Below are 23,792 nucleotides of genomic sequence, written 5' to 3'. Positions count from 1 at the left end.
CTCAGTCGAGCACCCGCGCTTCATCCTCCAGCATCACGGGGATACCGTTGCGGATCGGGTAGGCGAGATTGGCCGTGGTGGAAATCAGCTCCTGCCGCTCAGCATCGTATCGCAGCGTGGTCTGGCTACGCGGACAGATCAGCGCCTCCAGCATACGCCGGTCGAATTCCGTTGTGCTCTCGGTCATTGGATCATCTCGCTTTCGCTGCCGCCGCGCAGCTGGTATTCGATCAATGTGATCAGAGTCTCGCGGCGTGTTGGCAAAGACGGCGCCTCGAGCAGCGCCTGTTTGTCCTCTGGATCGAACTCCAGCATCATCGACAGTGAATTGATCAGCAGCTCGTCATCCGCTTCCTTCAGCGTGTCCCAATCCGCCGACAGCTGCCGCGCGTCGAAGTAGCGGCCCAGCAACGTCATGAAATCCGGCCGATCAAAGCAGCTGTCCTTCTCTTCGGGTCCCAGATCGCGGTCGAACCCGTCCCATTTCACGTCACAGCGGCGATAGGGGGTGAAGCCTTGCACCTCCTGCACGACCCGGAACCGCGAGACACCCCCCAGCGTGATCAGATAGCGCCCATCCTCGGTCTCGGAGAACTGCATGATCCGGCCTGCGCAGCCAATGGAATGCAGCCCGGTGCCACTGCGCCCGGGTACTTCATTGGGTTGGATCATGCCGATCAGCCGTGTCGAGGTTTTGAGCGCGTCTTCCAGCATCTGGAGATAGCGCGGCTCGAAAATATGCAGCGGCAGCCTTGCGCGCGGCAGCAGCAGAGCACCGGACAGCGGAAAAATCGCAATGGTATCTGGGAGCTCGGCGGCTTTTATCATAAAAGACGACCTAGCCCGCGGGCAGGCTCAGGCAAATATCATTGAACTCAGTTTGCGGCGCCCATTCAGAACCACCGGATCGTTGGGTTTCAGCGCCTCGAAGATCGTGAACAGCTGGGTCTTGGCAGCCCCTTCGTTCCACTCGCGATCCCGGCGGAACAGCTCTAGAAGCTCGGCCACCGCGCTTTCGACATCGCCGCCTGCATGCATCGCAAGCGCGAGATCAAACCGCGCCTGATGGTCATCCGGGCTGGCCTCGACCGCGGCCTTCAACTCGTCAAGCGGCCCCGCACCTTGCGCCTGCCGGGCCAGTTCGAGCTGTGCATGCGCTGCTTCCAGCTCAGGCGCAGCGGAAATCTCCGCAGGCGCTCCATTCAGGATCGCCTCGGCCTGATCAAGCTCGCCCATCGCGATATGGGCCCGCACCATGCCACCATAGGCACCCGCGTGGTTCGCATCCTCACCGAGAATCGCGGCGAAGGTTTGTGCCGCATCGGTCGCGGCACCTTCGGCCAGCATCTCCTCGGCAGCAGCCACCGCCTCGTCGAGGGTGTCGCCCGGCGCTTCGCCGCCCGCCGCTTTCACGACCCGGTCAATGAAGCCCTTGATTTCTGACTGCGGCACCGCACCCTGGAAGCCATCGATGGGTTGGCCTTTGAAGAACGCGTAGACTGTCGGGATCGACTGGATCTGCAGCTGGCCTGCGATCATCTGCGCCTCGTCTACATTGACCTTCACCATCTTCACCGCACCCTTGGCGGCGCGCACGGCCTCTTCCAGCTGCGGCCCGAGGGTCTTGCAAGGCCCGCACCAGGGTGCCCAGAAGTCGACAATTACCGGCACGGTCTGCGATGTCTCGACCACATCGGCCATGAAGGTCGCCTCGGTTGTATCCTTGATCAGATCAGCATCAGCCGGGGCAGCGCTCAGGTTCAGATCCATCTTCTTTGTCCTTCCGGGTTGCGTCACGGGTTATATGGGAGACGCCGCGCCAATTCAAAGGTCAAAACTGGCAAAGACGGGGGCGTGGTCGCTCGGTTTTTCCCAGCCGCGAGCGTCCCGCATGATCCGGCTGGAATGTGCGGCAGTCGCAATGTCGGGACTTGCCCAGACATGGTCGAGCCTGCGGCCCTTGTCGGCGGCATCCCAGTCTCGCGCCCGGTAGGACCACCAGCTGTAAAGCCGCCCGTCGGGGATATCGTTGCGGGTCACGTCAACCCAACCGCCCGCGTCCTGCGTCTCGCCCAGATGCTCGACCTCGATCGGCGTATGGCTGACGACCTTCAGCAACTTCTTGTGGTCCCACACATCATCCTCGCGCGGCGCGATGTTCAGATCGCCCACGAGGATGGCCTTTTCAGGCCGGTTTTCGCGGAACCAATCGCGCATCTCCGTCAGATAGTCGAGCTTCTGGCCGAATTTCTCGTTCACGTCGCGGTCCGGAACGTCGCCGCCCGCAGGAACATAGAAGTTGTGTACGGTCACCCCGTTTTCGAGCCGCCCGGCGATATGCCGCGCGTGCCCCAAAGCGGCAAAATCATGCGCGCCGACCTCTATCATGGGCTGTTTCGACAGGATCGCAACGCCGTTGTAGCCCTTCTGCCCCCGCGCGACCACGTGCCCATAGCCTACTGCAGCGAAAGCCTCGAGCGGGATCTTGTCGACCGGGCTTTTGCACTCCTGAAGACAGAGGACATCCGGCCCTTCTTCGGCCATCAGCTTGAGCACCAGATCCGCGCGGAGCCGCACCGAATTGATGTTCCAGGTTGCCAGGGTAAAACTCATGTGCACGCTCCCACCAGATGTCGCGGCACCCTAGCCTGTCGTGCGAGGCTCCGCCATGCCGAAACATGACCATACCGGCCTGCATCGGTGATCAAACAAACTGCACAGCGGGCAAAAAAAGACCGGGCACAAGGCCCGGCCAAGTCCAACAGGGAGGTTGCATGTCATAACCCGGACATGCACGGGATTCCTGAATGGGCGTGAATGACCAACGCCTGTCATTCATATAAGCGTAAATTGGTTAATAAAAACCCAACGCCTCACGCCATAAGACGATATCCGCCTGATTCGGTCACAAGAAGGCGCGCGTTTGACGGATCTGGTTCGATTTTCTGACGCAGCCGGTAGATGTGGGTCTCGAGCGTATGGGTTGTGACACCAGCATTGTAACCCCACACCTCGTGCAGCAGCACGTCGCGCGGCACCACGCCATCGGTCGAGCGGTACAAGAATTTGAGGATGTTGGTCTCTTTCTCTGTCAGGCGGACTTTCTTGTCGTCCTCCGTCACCAGCATCTTCATCGATGGTTTAAAGGTGTAATGCCCGAGCTGGAACACCGCGTCTTCGGATTGCTCGTGCTGGCGTAGCTGTGCGCGAATGCGGGCCAGAAGCACCGGAAACTTGAAGGGTTTGCTGACATAGTCGTTTGCACCCGCATCAAGCCCGAGGATGGTATCCGCGTCACTGTCGTGACCTGTCAGCATCAGGATCGGACTTTTCACGCCCTGTTTGCGCATCAGACGGCAAAGCTCGCGGCCATCGGTGTCGGGCAAACCGACGTCGAGAATGACCAGATCATAAAGCGCCTCTTTGGCGCGTACCATCGCGTCGGCGCCATTGGCGGCTTCGAATACATCAAAGTCTTCGGTCATGATCAGTTGTTCGCTCAGCGCCTCGCGCAGATCGTCATCGTCATCGACCAACAGTATCTTTTTCAGTTGCGGCATGCGGTGTCTCCCTTGAGTGCCACAGAAATGTGTCTTCACGGCTGATCTCGCAAGCTTGTGGCAAATTCTCTCACGCGCTCGTGTTGCAGCCCCTACGAAATGTTTCAATTTCGTCCGAATTGGCCTAGATCAGCCGCGGATTATACAGGCATTGTAACATCATGAGCATCGGACCTGACATCACAGAACAGCTGGCCCGGGCCCGCGCAGACCTGCGAATGGGCGTTCCTGTCGTGTTGGATGGCGATACGCCACTGCTGATTTGCGCGGCCGAAACGCTCGATGCGGGCCGACTGGCCGCACTGCAGGACATGCCCGGCGACACAGTCATTGCCATCACCGCACGCCGGGCCGAGACCCTGAAAGCGCGCGCCTATGACGGCGATCTGGCCCGGGTTCAACTGCCACATGACGCGACGCCAGAGTGGGTGCGCAGCATTGCAGACCCGGCAGGGGACTTGATGACCCCGATGAAAGGCCCGCTTCAGTGCGCCCGTGGTGGACCAGTAAGCGGCCATCGAGCGGCGTTGCAATTGGCAAAATCCGCCCGGCTCCTACCTGCGATGGTGACGACATCTTTGACCGATGCACCCAGATTTGCACAGCAAAACGGGCTGACCCTGATTTCGCTCGCGGAAGCAGAGGCCCACCTGGCCGAGCGCAGCCCGCTGCACCCTGTCGTCAGCGCGCGGCTGCCGCTCGAGGTCTCCGAAGCTGGTCGGCTGCATATCTTCCGCCCCGAAGACGGTGGTGAGGAGCACTATGCTGTCGAAATCGGTCGTCCTGATCGGGCCCAACCTGTCCTCGCGCGGCTGCATTCGGCTTGCTTTACCGGTGATCTGATGGGCTCATTGAAGTGCGATTGTGGCCCACAACTACGCGCCGCGCTGGCGCAGATGGGTCAGGTCGGTGATGGCGTACTGCTTTACATGAACCAGGAAGGGCGCGGCATCGGTCTGGCAAACAAGATGCGCGCCTACTCCCTACAGGACCAAGGGTTCGATACGGTGGAGGCCAATCACCGGCTCGGCTTTGAGGATGACGAGCGCGATTTTCGCCTTGGATCGGACATCCTGAAAGCCTTGGGGTTTTCCAGCGTGCGGCTGCTGACCAACAACCCGCGAAAGGTCGAGATGATGCAGGCCAGCGGCATCCAGGTGGAAGAACGTGTCCCGCTTGCGGTTGGCGAGAACCGGCATAACGCGAGCTATTTGGCGACGAAAGCCGCGAAGTCGGGGCATCTTCTATGACGCCCAACGATTTGGTACTGACGCCGCGCGGGCTGCGGTTTCAGGGCCAAACCTACCCCTGCACCATCGGCAAGACCGGCTGGACCGCGCACAAACGCGAAGGCGATGGTGCGACCCCAACAGGCGTACACCGCATCGTTGGCATGCTCTACCGTCCGGACCGGATGGCCCGGCCTGCCGATTGGGCTCTGCCCATCGGGCTGGGGGATCTTTGGTCAGATGATGTGACGGCACCGGATTACAACATGATGGTCAGCGCCCCTTACGCGGCCAGCCATGAAAAACTGCGCCGCGCCGATCCGCTTTATGATCTCATCATTCTGACCGATTGGAACTGGCCCTATCCGGTCAAGGGGCGCGGATCGGCGATCTTCATTCATCAATACCGCCGACCGGGTTTTCCGACCGAAGGCTGCATTGCTCTGTCGCGCTCGCACCTGCGCCAGATTGCAGGCGCAATCCGATTTGAGACGCGATTGATCATTCCAGGTCACAGCGCAGGTTGAAGACGCTCAGGCTGGTGTGCGCTCCCCGAAGATTGCGGAGCCCACGCGGATGTGCGTGGCGCCGAGAGCAATCGCCTTCTCGAAATCCGCGCTCATGCCCATGCTAAGCCCATCAAGACCATTGCGCGCAGCAATCTTGGCCAGAAGCGCGAAGTGCAACGACGCTTCCTCGTCAATTGGCGGGATACACATCAGCCCCCGAACGGGGAGGTCCATCGCCTGGCAGTCGGCCACGAAGGCATCCGCATCCGCTGGCAGAACACCTGCCTTTTGCGGCTCTTCGCCTGTGTTCACTTGCACAAAGAGGTCCGGGCAGGACCCGATCTCCTGAGCAAGCCGCGCAAACGTCTTGGCGAGTTTGGGGCGATCCAATGAGTGGATCGTTTGAAACAACTCGAAGGCCTGTCGCGCCTTGTTTGTTTGCAAAGGGCCGATCAGGTGCAGATCGATCTCGTCAAATGCCTCGCGAAAACCGGGCCACTTGCCAGCAGCCTCCTGAACCCGGTTTTCGCCAAAGCATCTATGCCCTTCTGAAAGCACAGCTTTGACGCGGTCATTGGGCTGCACCTTCGACACCGCGATCAGGTGTACGGTGCCAGCTGCTCGCCCCACCGCGTGCTCGGCGGCGGCCACTTTGTCCATAATGTCCCGCAGACCCATATCTCTGCCCCATATCGTCTTCAGGGCCACAAGATAACAGCGCTGACCAAAAGAAAAGGGGCAGACCCGCAGGTCCGCCCCTAAACTCTTGGATTGTTCAGATCGACTTAGAAGTCGAAGCGAACACCCAGGTCAGCAATGGTGTTGCCTTTTTCATTCGAGCCAACCATGCCGTCGAGGCGGACACCACCACCCAGCGAGTGACGGAAGCCGATGCCGTAGGAGGTGTCGTTGCCGTCTGCACCACCGTCAGAGACGGATGCCAGGATGTTTGTTGCTGCGCCGACCGGGATGGAGGCAGAAGCACCGAACACGGCGTCGTCGTCACCTTCGAAGTCGGAGACCAGGAACGAAACATCCGCGATACCGATGGTACCGGACAGAGTTGCAACGATCCAGTCTTCCATGCCACCGCCACCGGCAGGTTCAAACTGACCGTATACCGCGCCGAGTGTCCATGCGCTGAAGGTGTAAGATGCACCGATCTCGTAAGAGTCACCAGCCGAAACTGTCGTCGAGGACGCACCGTCGTTCACGGAATGGTCATCGGTGTACGATGCCATAAACGCGAAGTCGCCCATTTCGTACTTGACGTTGATGCCGTTGGCACCAGCAGCTGTGCTGGCGAACGCCGGAAGCGACACACCGCTGTTGGCGTACTGACCGGTTTGACCAACGAGGCCCGGCTCGAAGCCGAAGTAGTCAACAACTTCTGCCGCGTCTGTCACGCCGGAGATGTTACCAACGCGAACGCGCAGGCCGCCGGAGGACACTTGGAAACGTGCACCGGAGAAGGCACCTTGGTTTGCGGAGTTGTCGGCATTTTCGTTGGCTTCAACACGGATACGTGCGGCGAAACGGATACCGCCGTCTGTTTCAGTCGACGAGTCGATGTTCAGACGATACCGGCTTTCAATCCGTGTTTCTTCCTGAATGGTCGAACCGTCAGCACGGTCTTCTTCGTACAGGATACCAAAACGGCCGTAGCCGCTGAATGTCACATCTGCTGCTGCGACGCTGGCTGTTCCCACCAGAGCTGTTGTCGCGATGAGAAGTTTTTTCATGAACTTGTCCTCGGTTTGCTATTCGTTGTCCAACGGGAGAATCCCTTTTGAACCTAGGCTGTGTTTGGCGTCTAACCCCCCCCTTTTGCAAGAACTTGGAGACCGGCGAAACGAGAGCCTCGAAAAATGGTGCAGCTTTGCCACACTCCATTTCATCGCCCGACAGCCACATATTTTTCGGCGTAGGTGTCTGCCTGCGTATACCGTCACCACCCATGATAACGCCCTTGTCCCTCCTTGCTCTGTTGGATTAACGTGCAGCACGAATTGAGCAGCGGATGGCGCCATGACACGAACCAGTTTTTTCAGGCTTTTTGCCACTCTCAGTGTGGCGGTCGCGCTGTCTGCGTGCGGACAGGGGAGCGGGTCCTCCTCCGGCAACCCCCGCCCGTTTGACGACCCCGATATCGATAGCGACGTCGCACGGGTCTCGGACGGACGTGGGGCAGAGACAATCTGGGATGCGTTTTCGCGCCGGAATGTCGAAACCAATGTCGCTGTGAACAAATACATCTGGAGCGCCTCGCTCGAGGTTCTCAACTTCCTGCCTGTGCAGTCCGTCGATCCCTTCACCGGGGTGATCATAACCGGGTTCGGGCGACCGCCCGGTGGTGGCCGCGCATATCGCGCAACGGTGCTCATCAACGATCCGGCTCTGGATGCGCGCTCGCTCAACGTCTCGTTGCAGACCCAGGGTGGTCCGGCAAGCGCCGCGACCGTCCGTGCCGTGGAAGATGCGATCCTAAGTCGGGCCCGACAGCTGCGTATCGCCGATAACAGGCTCTAAAGTCACGATTTTTCAGACCCAAGGATACCAGCGCCGGGCCCCGTCGAAAAACGGCTCCCGGCGCTCTCACGTGAAAAGGACGTCATGATGACGCGTTACACCCCCGCCGAGATCGAGGCCCGCTGGCAAGAGGCGTGGTCGCAGGATGAAATCTTTAAGGCGGTCCGCACCGCCGATAAGCCGAAGTACTATGTGCTCGAGATGTTCCCCTATCCTTCGGGGCGCATCCACATGGGACACGTGCGCAACTATACGATGGGCGACGTGATCGCGCGGTACAAGCTCGCAACGGGCCACAACGTACTGCACCCGATGGGGTGGGACGCGTTCGGGATGCCCGCGGAGAATGCGGCGATGGCCATTGGCGGCCACCCGAAGGACTGGACCTACGACAACATCAGAGACATGCGCGACCAGATGAAGCCCTTGGGGCTTTCCATCGACTGGTCGCGCGAGTTTGCCACCTGTGATGTGGAGTACTATGGGCAACAGCAGGCCCTGTTTGTCGACTTCCTGGACGCGGGGCTTGTCTATCGCAAGAACGCGCAGGTGAACTGGGACCCGGTCGATATGACCGTACTCGCCAACGAGCAGGTGATCGACGGCAAGGGGTGGCGTTCAGGTGCTGAGGTCGAACGGCGCGAGCTCACGCAGTGGTTCTTCAAGATCTCCGACATGGCAGGCGAGTTGAAAGACGCCCTCGAGGGGCTCGAAAACTGGCCCGCCAAGGTGCGGCTGATGCAGGAGAACTGGATCGGCGAGAGCCGTGGTATCGAGGTTTCATTTGAGCGCACCGATGGCGATGGCACGATTCTGTGCTATTCCACCCGACCGGACACCATGCGCGGTGCGTCCTTCATTGCCGTCTCGCCGGATCACCCGGTCGCGAAAGCGCTGGAAGGGTCGAGCCCAGAACTCGCTGCCTTTATCGAAGAGTGCCGCAAGATGGACACGACCGAGGCAGCGATGGAGAAAGCGGAGAAAAAGGGCGTCGATACCGGCGTCCGGGTAAAACACCCGGTCTATGAAGGTGTCGAGCTGCCAGTCTGGATCGGCAATTTCGTCTTGATGGACTACGGCACCGGCGCCGTCTTCGGCTGCCCGGCCCATGACCAACGGGATCTTGATTTCGCACGCAAATACGATTTGCCAGTGCAAAACGCGTTCTACATGCCCGGTGACGACACCGAGGTAGGTACCGAGGCCCTCGTGCCTGCGAAGACGGAAAAGATCGTCTACATCGAGCACTTCACAGGCATCACCGAGGCCACGAGCCAGCAGGGCATCGACGCCACCATCGACTATTTCGAAGCGAAAGGCCTGGGCAAGGGCCAGACCAAGTACCGCCTGCGTGACTGGGGTCTCAGCCGCCAACGCTATTGGGGTTGCCCAATTCCTGTCGTGCATTGTGACGACTGCGGTGTGGTGCCGGAGAAAAAAGAAAACCTGCCGATCGAGCTGCCCTATGACGTGAGTTTTGACGTGCCTGGCAACCCGCTTGATCGGCACCCGACCTGGCGCGACTGCGCCTGTCCGGCCTGCGGTAAACCGGCGCAACGCGAGACCGACACGATGGACACCTTCGTGGACAGCTCATGGTACTTCGCACGTTTCACCGCACCCGATGCGGACACGCCCACTGTGATCGAGGACGCCGCCTATTGGATGAACGTGGACCAGTACATCGGCGGGATCGAACACGCGATCTTGCACCTGCTCTATTCTCGCTACTTCGCCCGCGCGATGCGGATCACCGGGCACCTGCCGCAGGGGACCGAAGAGCCATTCGATGCGCTCTTCACCCAAGGTATGGTCACGCATGAAATCTACATGACCAAGGATGAGAGGGGGCGGCCGGTCTATCATCTCCCCGATGATATCCACTGGACCGAATCCGGCGCACGGCTTGGGGCGGATGGCCCGCTGGTCGAGGTTGTCCCTTCGGCCAAGATGTCAAAGTCCAAGAAAAATGTGGTGGACCCGGTCAACATCATTTCAGCCTATGGCGCTGATACCGCGCGCTGGTTCGTGTTGAGCGACAGCCCACCCGAACGCGATGTGGAATGGACGGCTGCGGGCGCGGAAGCGGCCTTCAAGCACCTCACGCGCGTCTGGAACCTCTGCGACCGCATTGGCGCCATGGACAAGGACGCTCCCGGCGAGGGTGACACGGACCTCTTGCGTGCCATGCACAGCTGTATTCACGACGTCACCATGGGCATCGAGAGCTTTGGCTTTAATGCAGCTATTGCCAAGCTTTACGCGTTCACGGCGACCTTGCAGAAGTCCAAGGCCAGCCATGCTGCACAGCGCGAAGCCGTCATGACGCTGGCGCAACTCATGTCGCCCATGACGCCGCATCTCGCCGAGGACATCTGGGCGCATCAGGGTGGCGAAGGGCTCATCACCACCGCCCCGTGGCCTGTCGCGGACGAGGCGATGCTGGTTTCTGACACCGTCACGCTGCCCATTCAGGTCAACGGCAAGCGCCGGGCGGAGATCACCGTGCCCGCCGACATGCCCAAAGAAGAGGTTGAAAAGGCAGCCCTTGCGGATCAGGCTGTGATCAGGACCTTGGATGGCGCGAGCCCCAAGAAGATCATCGTGGTGCCGGGACGGATCGTGAATGTTGTTGTTTAGCCGCAAACTATTGCTGACACTGCCACTTGTGCTGGCAGCATGCGGCTTCGCGCCGGTCTATGCGCCGGGCGGCAGCGCGACAGAGTTGCAGAACAACATCACCGTGTCCGAACCGGACACGCGCAATGGCTTTCTCATCACCCAGCGGATTGAGGAGCGTTTGGGACGCGCTGTTGATCCTGAGTACCAACTCGCCCTGACGGTCAGTTCCCGGCAGGAGAGCCTTGCCGTTGACCGCGAAGGCAATATCACCCGCTACAACATCCTCGGCCGCGCGGATTATTCGCTGGTCGAGGCCAGCACGGGGCGGGTCATCACCTCAGGCCGGGCCGACAACTTCACCGGCTACTCGGCCGCTGGTACCACCGTCGCAACGCTCGCGGCGGAACGCGATGCACAGCGGCGGCTCATGGTGCTTCTGGCCGATCAGGTGGTCACCCGTGTTCTCGTCGCCGATCTCTGATGAAGCTTTCTACCCGTGACGCCAATGCCTATTTGGCCAAGCCGGATGAGACCAAGACCGGCCTGCTGATTTATGGCGCCGACGGGATGCGCGTCGCGTTGAAACGCCAGCAGATGCTCAATGCGCTGTTGGGCGACGGCGCTGAAGAAGAAATGCGCCTGAGCCGGATGAGTGGTGCCGACATTCGCAAAGACCCTGCGCTGCTGCTGGACGCGATCAAGGCGGTCGGGTTCTTCCCAGGCCCGCGCGCGGTCTTTGTAGAGGAGGTGAACGACACTGCAGCCCCTGCCATCCTCGCTGCTTTGGAAGATTGGCAGCCGGGCGATGCGCAGATCGTGGTGACGGCGGGCGCACTCAAGCCCACGTCAAAGGTCCGCAAGGCCTTCGAGGGGCATCCCCAAGCCTATGCCGCCGCGATTTACGACAACCCGCCGACGCGCGACGAGATCGAGGGTACGCTGCGGGAGGCCGGAGTGGCGGATGTGCCACAAGAAGCGATGGCGGCGCTGACCGACCTTGCCCAGGTTATCGACCCTGGCGACTTCCGGCAGACCGTCGAGAAGCTGGCGCTCTTTAAAATGGGTGACGATGCTCCTGTGTCGCTCACGGATATTGCAGCTTGTGCACCGACCTCGACCGAAGCGGATGTGGATGACATCCTGATGGTGGTGGCCGAGGCGCGCACCCAGGAGATCGGCCCCGTGATGCAGAAACTGGTCGCCCAAGGGGCCACGCCTGTGGGGCTCTGCATCGGGGCCATGCGCCATTTCCGCGCCCTGCACCGCGCCGCCAGTGACACCTCCGGCAGACCCGCCATCTTTGGTCCCAACCGGGACCGGATGCTCGCGCAATCGCGCAAATGGGGCGCCGCAAAGCTCGAGACCGCGATCACCCTGCTCACCGATACCGACCTTCAACTGCGCTCGTCGGGGCAAAACGCACCCGGCATGGCATTGGTCGAACGGGCCTTCATCCGCCTGTCGATGCTCGGCGGACGTTAGGCGCTACTCTTCTGGCGCAAACAGCGCCATGACCTCCTCGGTGGTCATCTGGTGGGTCTTTTCCGCAAAACTGTAGCCCTTGGGCTTGTTGTCGATGAAAAGCTCTCCGGTCATCGCTGCGTCTCCCAGATCATCAACTGTGCCCGCTCCGAAGTGATAGGTGCCCGCATGCGGGCCGGGGGCGGTGACGCGATAGTAAACACTGCTGCCGCAGATCTTGCAAAACGCGCGCTCGGCCCATTCGGACGAAGCATAAGCGGTCAGATTGTCGGCGCCCTTGATGTCAACCGCGTTCGCTTTCACCTCGAGACCGATGTAGATACCGCCGCTCCACTTGCGGCACATGTTGCAGTGACAGGCGCCCACCTCCGTTGGCTCACTGCTCAAGGTGTAGGTCACGGCGCCACACAGGCATCCTCCGGTCTTCGACATGATATCACTCCGCTTTTCTGAATGGATCAACTCTAGTCGTCTCATAGGCCACTGACAGATTCTGGCAAGAGTTGTCAGCCGCTGCCATGCGTGGAATGGTGCCGGTGACCCATTTTTCGCAGGAGTGCTAAGGTCATGTACAAAGTCATCGGCGCCACCAAATCCCGCGCGTTTCGCGTTCTCTGGATGCTGCAGGAAATGAGCGAGCCTTACCAGCACATCGAGGCGGGTGCGCGGAGTGACGAGGCGTTGAGATACAACCCGCTGGGCAAAATCCCCGCCCTTGTTGATGGCGATGCCGTTCTGACCGATTCCGTCGCAATCATGACCTATCTCGCAGACAAACACGGCAAGTTGACGGCTCCCGCGGGCACCGTTGCCCGGGCGCATCAGGACGCCTTGACCCTGTGGCTCATCGACGAGTTCGACGCGATTCTCTGGTCGGCGGCCAAGCACAGCTTCGTCCTTCCCGAAGACAGGCGGGTGCCTGCGGTCAAGGATGCGCTGAAGTTCGAGTTCGAGCGCTCCGCGGCCACCTTGTCAGCGCGGCTCGATGGCCCGTTCCTGATGGGAGACGAGATCACCCTGCCCGATATCCTTGCCTGTCACTGTCTGAATTGGGCCATTGGCGCCAAGTTCCCGCGCACGGATGACAAGCTCTTCCACTACGGCAAGGCTTTGCGAGAGCGGCCAGCGTTTCAGGCGGCCTCGGCAGCGTAGGCCGCGGCAGCCCGGCCCGCCCAACGCCCGGTGGCCAGACAGGCGTTGATGAGGTAGCCCCCGGTCGGCGCCTCCCAGTCCAGCATTTCACCGGCACAGAAGACGCCGGGTATCCGCTTTAGCATCAACTCCGGCGTCAGGGCGTCAAACTGGACCCCCCCGGCAACCGAGATCGCCTGGTCCATCGGACGCAGCCCCTGATGGTCGAGCGGAAGCCGTTTCAACACCTGAGCCAGCGCTGCGGGGTCCGTCGGCAAGGGCCGCGCCATCTCTTGCGCCAGGGCGAGTTTGACCGGGTCCAGTTTCAGCGTCTTGCGCAGATGTGTGGAAAGGCTCGCCTTGCCACGACTGCGCGAGAGCCGCCTCTCCACCTCTGCAACTTCAAGATCGGGCAGCAGGTCCAAGACAAGCTCTTCGCCGTGCCGAATGGCGCGGCTGATCTCGTAGATGCCACCGCCTTCCAACCCGGTTTCGCTGATCACGGCCTCGCCACGCGACGACATCGGTCCCGCAGTGAAGTGCACACCCTTCAAGGCCTGTCCCGCGCGCTTTAACATGTGATCCGACCACGCAATCTGCACCCCGACATTGGACGGTGCAAAGCCAGCCAGTTGGACGCCCTGGGCGGCAAGGATGTCCGCCCAGGCACCGTCCGAGCCAAGCCGCGCCCAGCTCGCCCCGCCCAGAGCCAGCACAGTCACATCAGCGGCGATCAGAGCCCCGCCATCGGGGCCATCGAAAACCGCGTCTCCGTCCTGCCAACCACGCCAGCGCATATTGGTGCGCAAGACCACACCGGCATCGTTCAGCCGCCGCAACCACGCCCGCAGCAAAGGCGAGGCTTTCATGGCACGCGGAAAGACACGCCCGGTTGACCCCGTGAACACTTCTTGGCCCAAGCCCCGCGCCCAATCCTGGACTGCCTGCGCGTCGAAAGCGGTCAGACACGGGCGCAACAGGTCAGAGGCTTCGAAGTAGCGCGGCAACATCGCGTCCAGCGGTTCGTCCTTGGCGAGGTTGAGCCCGGATTTGCCCGCCATCAGGAACTTGCGTCCGACGGACGGCTTGGCCTCGCAGACCGTGACGCGCAAACCGGCAGCGGCCAGCTCCTCCGCTGCCATCAACCCGGCAGGTCCCCCGCCAATCACGAGGGCATGGCTCACCCGGAGACCTGCGGGGCGTCCCCTTTGAACTCGACCACCCGGTGCGGATAGGGGATCTCGATGCCGTTGTCTTTCAACGCATTCCAGATGAGGAACAATACGTCCGAGGTGTATTTGTTCGGCCCGTCATCGAGCCCGTTGACCCAGAACTCCACCGCGAAATCGATGCCACTGTCGCCGAAGCCTCGCAGCTCGCAATCGGGTGGATAGGGTGCGTCGAGCACATCCGGGTGCTTCGCCACCGCCGCCTCGATGATCGGCGGCACTGCGTTGATATCCGTGTCGTAGCTGACTGAGAACGGCGCCTCATAGCGGTTGGCCGAACCGCTGTCGGAGTAATTCACCACCCGCGTGGTGATGAAATCCTCGTTCGGCACCACGATCCAGCGGCCATCGAAGGTCTCGAGGATCGCTGCGCGCGCGGTCATTTTCACGATCTGCCCTGCTTCGCCCCCATCGAGCTCGACGTAATCGCCAACGGTTGCCTGCCCCTCGATCAGCAGGATCACACCGGAAATGAAGTTCGACGCGATTTTCTGGAGGCCAAACCCGAGACCGACACCAATCGCACCCCCGATGACGGCCAGCGCGCTGAGGTTGATGCCCATGATGTTCAAGAGCAGCAGGAAGGCGACAGCGAAGATGGCAAACTCGATGGCCTTGGCCATGAGTTGCCGCAGCGACGGGCGCATGTCCTGCTGCGCCTCGATGAATTGCGAGGTTTGGCGGGTGGACCAGCCGCCGAGCCAGAACAGAACACCGCCCGCGATCACACCACGCACCAGCGACATCACCGAGAAGGAGATGTTGCCCAGCGTCACCGTCATCTCGTTGAGTTTCACCACAAGCGGATCGAGCAACCCAACCGTATAGAGCGCCGCAATCGGCAGCAGCACATAGCGGCCCAGCAGCTTGAGGAAAGGATCGGAGATGATCTCGCGCACCAGCGTGCGTACCGCGAGGAACATGAAAAACCGCTTGCCGAACGCAATCACCGCGCCGCTGTCAAAGAGCGACCGCACGACGCTTTCGCCCACAGCGGTAAAGAAATAGGCCAGCAGTGGCAGAAGCAGCGGCAAGCCCAGCAACATGGCGCGCCGCGCCTGCGATAGCAGGCTGTCGGACCCGTCCGGTGGGGCCAAAACCCGACCCAGCAGGCCACGTAGGCGCCGGGCCACCAGGACGGCGAGCAGATAGGCGACGATCAGCAGCGCGAACTGCGACCAGGCCGCGGGGCTCAGCGCCCAGGACTTGGCCAGGTCCCACCCGATCAGCACATATTCCGCCGCCTGCTGCACGATCTCCGGCTGTGCGGCGAGGTCAAATTCCACTCAAACGCCCTCTTTTCATCCCCTGGGTGACGCCTAAAGTCTTGCCTGTCACCGCCTGCCGGAGCAAGTCCAGATGTCCGACCCAATCTGCCCTCTCTGTGATCGCCCGATCCCGAGGGACGTGAAACAGAGCCTGCATCACCTCATCCCCAAGCTGAAAGGCGGCAAGGGCGGGCCGACCGTGCTGCTGCATCACATCTGCCATCGGGAAATCCATGCGACGCTCACCGAAGCGGAACTGGCCCGCGACTATGCAACGGTGGACGCATTGCGCGCTCATCCGCGTCTGCAGAAATTCATCGCCTGGGTGCGGAAACGGCCCCCGGGGTTCCTATCAAAAGTGCCCGGCGGGCGGCGCAAGCGATAGGGGCGAATGACACATATCCTTGATCTGTCGCGCCAACTCTGGCTTGGCGGCCACCGTATCCTCGGTGAGCGAGCGCGCATGTGCCAGCAGATCGTCGGCAGGCACAATCCGGTCGATCAAACCAAAACGCAGGGCCTCGTCGGCATCGATCTTCTGACCGCCCATCAAGATCAGCTTGGTCCGCGCCGGTCCGATGAGGGTCGCCATGCGCGGTGGATCACTGGGTTGCGGCAGGAACCCCAGCTTCATCACCGGGTAGAAAAATCGGGCCGTCGGCACGGCAATCCGCATGTCGCAGGCCAGCGCCATACCCATGGCCCCGCCCGCCAGCGTACCATTCAATGCGGCGATTGAGAGCCCGGGCAGGCTGGCCACCGCCGCCGACAGTTCTTCCCATGCGGGTGAGGTCGCAAGCCCGGCGCGTGCCGCCTCGAGATCTGCACCCGCGCTGAAGACCTTGCCGGTGCCAGTCAAAATCACCGCGCGCCCCTCCTGCGCGGCGCGCATCGCTTCCGTCAGGTCCCTTAGCATCTCTTCGGTCAGCGCGTTGGCCTTCTCGGGCCGGTTCAGCGTGATCGTCCAGATCCCCCCGTCGCGATCAATGTCGATCATATGAGCCCCGCCTTGCGGCGGATGTCCTCATCGCGCAGGGAAATCTCCTGCCCGCACCAATCGTCGGCCTCGGGGCTGCACATCCACAAAAGCGCCCGCGCTGGCCAGTCCGCCGGGATGTGCACATCCCAGTCCAGCTGACTCACGGGGTTCACACCGCTTGCCTTAATCTCGCGCTGCATCTGGGTGGCCACGGTGCCGGGCGACAGCCCCATGGCACGAATGCCATGCTCCGCCTCTTCGCGGTCAAGGCAGCGGGTCAGCATATTCACCGCCGCCTTCGACGCGCAATAGTGGCTCCAGGCCTCCACCGGCCCGTGGGCAGCACCCGAGCTGATCGTCAGCACCGACCCGCCGCCTGCGGCCTTCATCACCGGCACCGCCGCGCGCATCCCATAGTAGACGCCCTTGAGGTTGATATCGATCACGTCGCCCCAGGCGTCGACGTCCGAAGTGCTCAGATGCGAAATCGGCTCGATCACACCTGCGTTATTGATCAGCACGTCGAGCCCGCCAAAGGTGTCGACCGTGGTCTCGACTGCCGCACTCACCTCGCGATTGCTCGCCACGTTGCAGGGGATCGCGATGGCCTGCTGGCCGATCTCGCCCGCCAGATCCGCAATCTGCGACTGACCCCGCGCCACAAGCGCCACATTGGCTCCAGCCTTGGCAAAAACACGCGCTGTCTCTGCCCCGATGCCGCGGCTCGCCCCGGTGATCAGAACTGTCTTTCCCGTCATATCCATCAGCATCACTCCCTTTCTTTGCCCGAGTCGTAGAGGGCCAAGGCAGGCGGGTCCAGAGCCACTTCCCCTTGACCATCCCCAAGCCTTCGCAGACCATGCGCGCAATTGTTGGTGATAAGGACAAAAGCATGACTTTTCTTGGTATCCGTACAAGCACAGGCCTTTCGGTTGCCCTGCTTCTGGCAGGCACGGCGCAGGCCGACGTCACCGCCCAGGACGTCTGGGCGGATTGGCAGGCCTACATGACCGGCGTCGGCTACGAGATGACCGCGACCGAGACCCAATCAGGTGATACGCTGACCGTTGAAGACATCGAGATGACCGCTCCGGATCTGGGCGACGGCAGCTCTATGGTCATGCGTGTCGAGCGGCTGGATTTTCGGGAAAATGACGATGGGTCGGTCAATGTGATCTATCCCGAGACAGTCGCCTTCGACGTCGAGTTGAAAGACCCTTCCGCCTCGGACGTCGATATCGATATGGAAATCCGCACCACAGCCATGGACATGGTTGTGACGGGCGTGCCCACCGACATGACCAGCACCTATGCCGCAGAGAGCATCGAGATGGTGATGACCGGCCTGACGGTGGATGGCGAGGCGGTCAGCAACGAGGACGCAGCCGGCCGCCTGTTGCTGAGCGGGCTGTCGGGAACAACCCAATCGACCGTCGGTGGCAAGCGCGCCTATGACCAGAACATGATCGCCCAGGCCGCCGCTTACGAGATCAGTTTCAACGATCCCGAGGGCTCCGGTGATTTCGACTTCAGCAGCACCATCGACGGGCTGAATTTCACGGGCAGCAGCGCCTTACCGCTTGCCGTTGTTCAGGCAACGGACATGTCGGCGCTTCTGGCGGCAGGGATGACGGCGGATGGCACCTTTGGCTATTCGGGCGGAGCCTCCAAGATGAGCGTTGTCGAAAACGGCACCCCGACCTTTGCCGCTCAGACGTCCTCAGCTGGCGGGACACTCAACGTGACCATGGGGGCCGAGGGGCTTGAGTATTCGGGCGATCAGAACGAGCTGCAGGTGGCGATGTCGGGCGACCAGCTGCCACTGCCTCTGGCGCTCGATATGGACAACGCCCGCTTCAACCTCGCCATGCCTTTGCAAAAGTCAGAAGAGATGCAGGACTTTGCCGTGGGCTTCGCCTTCAACGACTTCTCGATGTCCGAAGCGCTCTGGTCTATCTTCGATCCGGGCCAGCAGCTGCCGCGCGACCCCGCGACCATTGTTCTGGACCTTGCGGGCAAGGCGCGGCTGCTCTTTGACTTCCTCGACCCGTCAGGCGCGGTGATGTCGGGCAGCCCCACCGTGACACCGGCGGAAATCGACTCGGTCGATATCAATCGCCTGCAAATCAGCGTCGCGGGAGCTGAGCTCAACGGCGAAGGCGCCTTTACCTTCGATAACTCCGCGCCCGATGGTCCACCAAAACCAACAGGGGCCGCGGATCTGACGCTGACCGGGGCCAACGCGCTGATCGACAAGCTGGTTGGCATCGGGCTCCTGCCCGAGGACCAAGCCATGGGCGCGCGGATGATGATGGGCCTGCTCGCAGTGCCAGGCGATGAGCCTGATACGCTGAACTCCAAGATCGAGATCAACGATCAAGGCCATGTTCTCGCAAACGGCCAGCGCATCCAATAGGGCGCGCCAACGCAGCAGAACAGGCATCGAAGGGGCGCATCGGGCGCCCCTTTTTGCGGTCTTGCCTTGCAGGACACCCATCGGCCCGCTACCTGACGTGGCATTGAAATGGAGCTGACTGCATGACACCCCCTCCCGAGGACCTGACCGCCCAATTGCTCGACGCGGCCCGCACCGCCGGAGCCGATGCCGCCGATGCGGTTGTGGTTCAGGGTACCTCTCTCAATATCGACGTGCGCGCGGGCGTGCTGGAACAGGCGGAGCGGGCCGAGGGTATCGACCTCGGTCTGCGGGTGTTCGTGGGGCAGCGTAGCGCGACCGTCTCCGCCTCGGATATCCGCGCAGCGACCCTGACTGAGATGGCGGTGCGGGCGGTTGCCATGGCGCAGGAGGCGCCAGAAGACCCGCATGCCGGTCTCGCTGATCCCCGCCAATTGGCACAGGACTTCGACGCCTCCGCGCTCGAATTACATGACCCGACTGCGGAGCCGTCACCGGAGGATCTGCAGAACGACGCTGAGGCAGCAGAAGCCGCAGCACTTGAGAATGCGGGCATTACCCAAGTGCAATCGGCCTCCGCCGGGTATTCGGCACAACACATGCATCTTGCGGCGACGAACGGGTTTTCAGGCGGGTACAGCCGCACTCGGCGTGCGCTCTCCTGCGTGGCAATCGCCGGGACCGGCGCCGCGATGGAGCGGGATGTGGATGGCGACAGCCGAACCTTTCAGTCCGACCTGCGTGATGCGCACGAAATTGGACGTCGCGCGGCGGAACGCGCCGTGCAACGGCTCGATGCGCGCAAACCGCCGACGGGCAGCTACCCCGTGCTCTTTGACGAGAGGGTCGCATCGACCTTGATCGGCCACCTTCTGGTCGCAGCGAACGGCGCCTCCATCGCGCGCGGCGCATCCTGGTTGCGCGATGCCATGGGCGAGGCTGTCCTGCCTGCAGAGTTGTCGCTCTTTGAAGACCCACATCGCCCGCGGGCAGCCTCCTCGCGCCCTTTTGATGCGGAAGGTCTGCCCACCCACTCCCGCCACATTGTCAAGAATGGCGTGCTGACCGGCTGGACGCTGGATCTGGCCACCGGACGCAAGCTGGGGATGCCGTCGACCGCAAACGCCGGGCGAGGCACGTCGTCCGGCCCATCGCCCACCACGTGGAATGTGGCGCTGACCCAAGGCGAAGCAAGCCGTGCGGACCTGATCCGTGACATGGGCACCGGGCTGCTGGTGACCTCGATGATCGGCTCGACGATCAACCCAAACACGGGGGACTATTCCCGTGGTGCGGCGGGCCATTGGGTCGAAAATGGCGAGATCACCCACGCGATCAACGAATGCACCATCGCGGGCAACCTGCGCGACATGCTGCGCAGTCTCGTGCCCGCCAATGACGCGCGCCCGCACCTGAGCCGTGTCGTGCCTTCGCTGCTGGTCTCGGGAATGACCCTTGCAGGAAACTGACCTCGCGCTCATCACCGATGCAATCCGGTTGGCAGGCCGTGTGGCCACCGGGTTTGTCGGCAAGGAGGCGCAGAGCTGGGACAAACCCGGGAATGCAGGGCCGGTGACCGAGGCCGATCTGGCGGTGAACACCGCGCTGGAGCAGACGTTACGGGGGGCGCGTCCCGACTACGGCTGGTTGTCGGAGGAGAGCGAAGACAGTGCCGAGAGGCTCGACCAGGAAACGCTCTTCATCATCGATCCCATCGACGGCACCCGGAGCTTTGTGGAAGGCTCGCGGACCTGGGCGCATTCCGTGGCCGTCTCGCACCGCGGTCAGATCACGGCGGCGGCGGTGTATCTGCCGCTTCGCGACAAGCTCTATACCGCTGCGCTGGGTCGAGGTGCGTTTTGCAACGGCACCCCGCTCACGGCCTCCGACGCGGGCGATCTCGACGTGGCGGAGGTGCTGGCCGCCAAGCCGGTGATGGAGCCGCGCCACTGGGCCTCGGGTGAGCCCGCGTTCCACCGCTCGCACCGCCCCTCGCTGGCCTATCGGCTCGGGTTGGTGGCCGAAGCGCGATTTGACGCCATGCTCACCTTCCGCCCCAGCTGGGAATGGGATATCGCCGCAGGCGCCCTCATCGTGACAGAAGCGGGTGGCATCTGTACCGACAAGTCTGGCGCGCCGCTGCGCTTCAACAATGCCACGCCGCAGCTCAACGGTGTTATCGCAGCAGGGCCCCATCTGCACGGCGAAGTGCTTGCAGCACTTGCGCCCGACGCGCCTTGACCCCGGCCCCCAGACACGCGACATTCCGCCAACTCTCCGTTTCAAAGGATAAAACCCATGACGCAACGGCTGCATCTCGTCTTCGGGGGCGAATTGGTCGACCCCGCCCGCAATACGTTCAAGAATGTGGATGACATTCATATCGTTGGGATTTTCCCGGACTATGCCACCGCGTTCAACGCCTGGAAATCCGAGGCGCAGCGGACGGTCGACAACGCGCACATGCGGTACTTCATTGCGCATCTGCACCGCTTGCGGGACGAAGAGACAGCGGCCTCTGCGACCGAAGAACTGGGCTAACGGGCCATGGGCCGCTCTTTCAGCATGGCGGCGTATCGGGCGCTGTCACGCAGGTCAGCGGCTCGATCTTTCACCCCATCCGGCACACGCCCCGACGGTGAACTCGTCTGGCTGCATGCCGCCGAAGCGAGCAACCTTCTGGCGCTTCAGGACCTCGCCCAGAGGCTTTGCGCGGCGCGCAACAGGCTGCAGGTGCTGATCACCCTTCCTGATCGCGACAGTCTCGACGCCGCCCGCACCACGAGCCCCAAGACCGAGTTTGTGCATCTGGAGGAACTGCCGTCCGAGCATCCCTCGGCGGTGGGCAAGTTTCTCCAGCATTGGGCACCCGACATGTGCATCTGGGCCTGGGGGCGTCTGCGTCCGACGCTGGTGCATGAAACGCGCGCACAGGGTTGCCCGATGGTGCTCATAGATGCGGATACCGGCGGGTTCGACGGACGGCGGGACCGCTGGTTGCCGGATCTCACACGGGAGCTTCTGACTGAGTTCGTCGCCCTGATGGCCCGCTCCAATCAGGCTGCAACACGGCTGGAACAACTCGGTCTGCGGCGCAGCGACATTGAGGTCACACCGCCCCTGCAGGCGGGTGGTCAGGCGCTGCCCTGCGATGAGACCGACCTCACCGACATGATCACGACATTGGGCGGGCGCCCGGTCTGGCTGGCCACGGCCGTACGCGACGAGGAAACCGATGTGATCTTTGCGGCCCACCGCCATGCGCTGCGCTATTCCCACAGGCTGCTGCTGATCCTGCAGCCTGCATTGCGCGACGAGGTGGCCCGGATATCGGAGAAGGCGGCGCTGGAAGGCTTTCGCGTCAGCACCTGGTCCTCTCTTGGCGAGCCCAGTGAAACGACCCAGGTCATGGTCGCGGAAGATGCCGATGACCTTGGCCTCTTTTACCGCCTCGCACCGGTTTCCTTTCTCGGCAGCTCACTCTCGCCTGGTCACGGCGGCTGTAACCCGTTTGAGGCAGCGGCCTTGGGCTCGGCGGTGCTTTATGGGCCGAACGTGCGGCGCTACCTGCCGTTCTACACCCGTCTCGCCAATGCCGGGGCCGCGCGAATCGTAAGAGACGCCCAAACGCTTGGGGCTGCCATCACCCGGCTCATCGCCCCCGATCAAGCCGCTGCGATGGCCCATGCCGGTTGGGATGTAATCAGCCACGGCGCCGAGTTGACCGACCGGGTGATCGAGCTGGTGGAAGACACGCTCGATGCCCGGCTGGAGCAGAAGAATGCGCGCGCCTGACTTCTGGTTCAACGCAACCGACCGGCCCGGACTTCTGGCGCGCCTGCTGAGCCCGCTCGGCTGGGCTTACGGCCAGGCGACCGCGCGGCGTCTGTCAAAGACCGAGCCCGAACGGCTCGGGATACCGGTTGTCTGCGTAGGCAACATCAATGCGGGCGGAACGGGGAAGACCCCCACGGTCGTGGCCGTGCTCGAGCGGCTCGGTAGCGCGTTTCACACACCCCATGTGGTGACGCGCGGGTATGGCGGGCGGTTGACCGGCCCGGTTCAGGTGGATCCCACACAGCATACCGCCGCCGATGTGGGGGACGAGCCACTGCTGCTGGCGGCCTTCGCCGAGGTCTGGGTGGCGCAAGACCGGGCGGCGGGCGGGCGCGCGGCCGAGGCTGCGGGTGCAAGTGTCGTGGTGCTGGACGATGGCTTTCAGAACCCCGCGCTGCACAAAGATCTGAGCATCCTGGTGGTGGACGCACAGCGGGGTTTCGGCAACGGGCGCTGTCTGCCTGCTGGACCACTGCGCGAGCCAATCGAGGCAGGTCTCGCGCGAGCGGACGTGCTGTTGAGCCTGGGCGACGCCACCGCTCAGCAACGCTTCCAGCTTCCCAGCAGCCCCCGCGTGCCCCGGGTCACTGCAGAGCTGACCCCTTTGCAGACCGGTATGGATTGGGCAGATGAGCGCGTGGTGGCCTTTGCGGGGATCGGCCATCCGGAAAAGTTCTTTGCCACGCTCCGGTCGCTCGGCGCGGACGTGGTGCATGCTGAAGCGCTGGAAGATCACCAGCCGCTCACCCCAGCCCTGATGGCGCGTCTGGAGGCCGATGCGAAGGCCCGCGGTGCGCAACTTGTGACAACCGAGAAGGACGCCGTGCGCCTGCCAACGACCTTCCGCACGAAAGTCATTACGCTGCCGGTCCGGCTCACGTTCGAGGATGATCAGAACGCCTTGTTTGCAAAACTCGACGCTTTGCCCAAGCCTTAGAGTCGCGCCGACCCAGACGTCGGCAACGGCTTCCGATACGAAAAAGGGCGCCGAAGGCGCCGCT

26 protein-coding genes are annotated in these 23,792 nt (G+C 62.2%); 14 read left to right on the top strand and 12 right to left on the bottom strand.

From position 1 onward, the window contains the following. Position 1: 1 nt before the first annotated feature. The 5 genes from ACVC7O_RS01130 to ACVC7O_RS01110 all read right to left on the bottom strand — a co-directional run bounded on the left by ACVC7O_RS01130 (position 2) and on the right by ACVC7O_RS01110 (position 3,560). A complete protein-coding gene (locus tag ACVC7O_RS01130) occupies positions 2–187 on the bottom strand; it encodes a Trm112 family protein (protein WP_458324270.1) in 186 nt (61 codons plus the stop codon). Beyond that, complete coding sequence (locus tag ACVC7O_RS01125) at positions 184–828, bottom strand: LON peptidase substrate-binding domain-containing protein (RefSeq protein WP_458324269.1); 645 nt, start codon at positions 826–828, stop codon at positions 184–186. The genes ACVC7O_RS01130 and ACVC7O_RS01125 overlap by 4 nt, the downstream gene beginning before the upstream one ends. A 27-nt stretch (positions 829–855) precedes the next feature. After that, positions 856–1,770 carry a tetratricopeptide repeat protein gene (locus tag ACVC7O_RS01120; protein ID WP_458324268.1) on the bottom strand — a complete coding sequence of 305 codons (915 nt, stop codon included), beginning with the start codon at positions 1,768–1,770 and terminating at the stop codon, positions 856–858. 54 nt (positions 1,771–1,824) lie between these two features. Next, complete coding sequence (gene xth / locus ACVC7O_RS01115; protein WP_458324267.1) at positions 1,825–2,613, bottom strand: exodeoxyribonuclease III; 789 nt, start codon at positions 2,611–2,613, stop codon at positions 1,825–1,827. Between the two features lie 260 nt (positions 2,614–2,873). Continuing rightward, complete coding sequence (locus ACVC7O_RS01110) at positions 2,874–3,560, bottom strand: response regulator transcription factor (RefSeq protein WP_263842530.1); 687 nt, start codon at positions 3,558–3,560, stop codon at positions 2,874–2,876. Between the two features lie 161 nt (positions 3,561–3,721). Between ACVC7O_RS01110 and ribA the strand changes: the two genes are divergently transcribed. Beyond that, positions 3,722–4,810: a GTP cyclohydrolase II gene (gene ribA, locus ACVC7O_RS01105; RefSeq protein ID WP_458324266.1), complete on the top strand. Its 1,089-nt coding sequence runs from the start codon at positions 3,722–3,724 to the stop codon at positions 4,808–4,810. Further along, positions 4,807–5,316, top strand: a complete 510-nt coding sequence (locus ACVC7O_RS01100) for a L,D-transpeptidase family protein (RefSeq protein WP_458324265.1) — start codon at positions 4,807–4,809, stop codon at positions 5,314–5,316. Before ribA ends, ACVC7O_RS01100 begins: the two co-directional genes overlap by 4 nt. A 6-nt stretch (positions 5,317–5,322) precedes the next feature. On the opposite strand, the gene ACVC7O_RS01095 is transcribed toward ACVC7O_RS01100, so the two are convergent. Then, positions 5,323–5,976 (bottom strand): YggS family pyridoxal phosphate-dependent enzyme, encoded by a 654-nt coding sequence (locus ACVC7O_RS01095; RefSeq protein ID WP_458324264.1) that lies wholly within the window; start codon positions 5,974–5,976, stop codon positions 5,323–5,325. A 107-nt stretch (positions 5,977–6,083) separates the two neighbouring features. Beyond that, complete coding sequence (locus tag ACVC7O_RS01090) at positions 6,084–7,040, bottom strand: porin (RefSeq protein WP_458324263.1); 957 nt, start codon at positions 7,038–7,040, stop codon at positions 6,084–6,086. 286 nt (positions 7,041–7,326) lie between these two features. Between ACVC7O_RS01090 and ACVC7O_RS01085 the strand changes: the two genes are divergently transcribed. The 4 genes from ACVC7O_RS01085 (at position 7,327) to holA (ending at position 11,931) form a co-directional block, all read left to right on the top strand. Then, entirely contained in the window at positions 7,327–7,827 is a 501-nt protein-coding gene (locus ACVC7O_RS01085; RefSeq protein ID WP_458324262.1) for a DUF3576 domain-containing protein, read from the top strand. 87 nt (positions 7,828–7,914) lie between these two features. After that, the gene (gene leuS / locus ACVC7O_RS01080) at positions 7,915–10,467 is read left to right on the top strand and encodes a leucine--tRNA ligase (RefSeq protein WP_458324261.1); all 2,553 of its coding nucleotides are present in this window, start codon (positions 7,915–7,917) and stop codon (positions 10,465–10,467) included. Next, positions 10,454–10,930 (top strand): LPS assembly lipoprotein LptE, encoded by a 477-nt coding sequence (lptE, locus tag ACVC7O_RS01075; protein WP_458324260.1) that lies wholly within the window; start codon positions 10,454–10,456, stop codon positions 10,928–10,930. The genes leuS and lptE overlap by 14 nt, the downstream gene beginning before the upstream one ends. Continuing rightward, positions 10,930–11,931 (top strand): DNA polymerase III subunit delta, encoded by a 1,002-nt coding sequence (gene holA / locus ACVC7O_RS01070; RefSeq protein WP_458324259.1) that lies wholly within the window; start codon positions 10,930–10,932, stop codon positions 11,929–11,931. Before lptE ends, holA begins: the two co-directional genes overlap by 1 nt. A 3-nt stretch (positions 11,932–11,934) precedes the next feature. Here holA and ACVC7O_RS01065 read toward each other — a convergent pair whose 3' ends face one another. Then, positions 11,935–12,363 carry a GFA family protein gene (locus ACVC7O_RS01065; RefSeq protein WP_458324258.1) on the bottom strand — a complete coding sequence of 143 codons (429 nt, stop codon included), beginning with the start codon at positions 12,361–12,363 and terminating at the stop codon, positions 11,935–11,937. 135 nt (positions 12,364–12,498) lie between these two features. On the opposite strand from ACVC7O_RS01065, the gene ACVC7O_RS01060 reads away from it, so the two are divergent. Beyond that, positions 12,499–13,083 (top strand): glutathione S-transferase family protein, encoded by a 585-nt coding sequence (locus ACVC7O_RS01060; protein ID WP_458324257.1) that lies wholly within the window; start codon positions 12,499–12,501, stop codon positions 13,081–13,083. On the opposite strand, the gene ACVC7O_RS01055 is transcribed toward ACVC7O_RS01060, so the two are convergent. Both ACVC7O_RS01055 and ACVC7O_RS01050 read right to left on the bottom strand, forming a co-directional pair. Beyond that, positions 13,062–14,246: a TIGR03862 family flavoprotein gene (locus tag ACVC7O_RS01055; RefSeq protein ID WP_458324256.1), complete on the bottom strand. Its 1,185-nt coding sequence runs from the start codon at positions 14,244–14,246 to the stop codon at positions 13,062–13,064. The two genes, ACVC7O_RS01060 and ACVC7O_RS01055, sit on opposite strands and share 22 nt — an antisense overlap. Then, positions 14,243–15,577: a mechanosensitive ion channel family protein gene (locus ACVC7O_RS01050; protein ID WP_458324255.1), complete on the bottom strand. Its 1,335-nt coding sequence runs from the start codon at positions 15,575–15,577 to the stop codon at positions 14,243–14,245. The genes ACVC7O_RS01055 and ACVC7O_RS01050 overlap by 4 nt, the downstream gene beginning before the upstream one ends. A 73-nt stretch (positions 15,578–15,650) precedes the next feature. On the opposite strand from ACVC7O_RS01050, the gene ACVC7O_RS01045 reads away from it, so the two are divergent. Then, complete coding sequence (locus ACVC7O_RS01045) at positions 15,651–15,944, top strand: HNH endonuclease (protein ID WP_458324254.1); 294 nt, start codon at positions 15,651–15,653, stop codon at positions 15,942–15,944. Here the strand turns inward: ACVC7O_RS01045 and ACVC7O_RS01040 are convergent. After that, positions 15,912–16,556 (bottom strand): enoyl-CoA hydratase/isomerase family protein, encoded by a 645-nt coding sequence (locus ACVC7O_RS01040; protein ID WP_458324253.1) that lies wholly within the window; start codon positions 16,554–16,556, stop codon positions 15,912–15,914. The two genes, ACVC7O_RS01045 and ACVC7O_RS01040, sit on opposite strands and share 33 nt — an antisense overlap. After that, on the bottom strand, positions 16,553–17,302 hold the full coding sequence (locus tag ACVC7O_RS01035) for an SDR family oxidoreductase (RefSeq protein WP_458324252.1): 750 nt from the start codon (positions 17,300–17,302) through the stop codon (positions 16,553–16,555). The genes ACVC7O_RS01040 and ACVC7O_RS01035 overlap by 4 nt, the downstream gene beginning before the upstream one ends. Before the next feature lie 128 nt (positions 17,303–17,430). Between ACVC7O_RS01035 and ACVC7O_RS01030 the strand changes: the two genes are divergently transcribed. The 6 genes from ACVC7O_RS01030 (at position 17,431) to lpxK (ending at position 23,728) form a co-directional block, all read left to right on the top strand. Then, positions 17,431–18,954 carry a DUF2125 domain-containing protein gene (locus ACVC7O_RS01030; protein WP_458324251.1) on the top strand — a complete coding sequence of 508 codons (1,524 nt, stop codon included), beginning with the start codon at positions 17,431–17,433 and terminating at the stop codon, positions 18,952–18,954. Between the two features lie 122 nt (positions 18,955–19,076). Beyond that, positions 19,077–20,423 carry a TldD/PmbA family protein gene (locus tag ACVC7O_RS01025; protein ID WP_458324250.1) on the top strand — a complete coding sequence of 449 codons (1,347 nt, stop codon included), beginning with the start codon at positions 19,077–19,079 and terminating at the stop codon, positions 20,421–20,423. Further along, positions 20,410–21,195 carry an inositol monophosphatase family protein gene (locus ACVC7O_RS01020; protein ID WP_458324249.1) on the top strand — a complete coding sequence of 262 codons (786 nt, stop codon included), beginning with the start codon at positions 20,410–20,412 and terminating at the stop codon, positions 21,193–21,195. The genes ACVC7O_RS01025 and ACVC7O_RS01020 overlap by 14 nt, the downstream gene beginning before the upstream one ends. Before the next feature lie 57 nt (positions 21,196–21,252). Then, entirely contained in the window at positions 21,253–21,495 is a 243-nt protein-coding gene (locus tag ACVC7O_RS01015) for a DUF4170 domain-containing protein (protein WP_458324248.1), read from the top strand. 6 nt (positions 21,496–21,501) lie between these two features. Next, complete coding sequence (locus tag ACVC7O_RS01010) at positions 21,502–22,749, top strand: 3-deoxy-D-manno-octulosonic acid transferase (protein ID WP_458324247.1); 1,248 nt, start codon at positions 21,502–21,504, stop codon at positions 22,747–22,749. Beyond that, positions 22,736–23,728, top strand: coding sequence for a tetraacyldisaccharide 4'-kinase (lpxK, locus tag ACVC7O_RS01005; protein ID WP_458324246.1), 993 nt, complete (start codon positions 22,736–22,738; stop codon positions 23,726–23,728). The genes ACVC7O_RS01010 and lpxK overlap by 14 nt, the downstream gene beginning before the upstream one ends. The last annotated feature ends 64 nt before the right edge of the window (positions 23,729–23,792 follow it).

The organism is Roseobacter cerffii (genome assembly GCF_054226325.1).
Note: the sequence above shows the minus strand (reverse complement) of the source record. Positions and strands in the feature narration are given on the sequence as shown.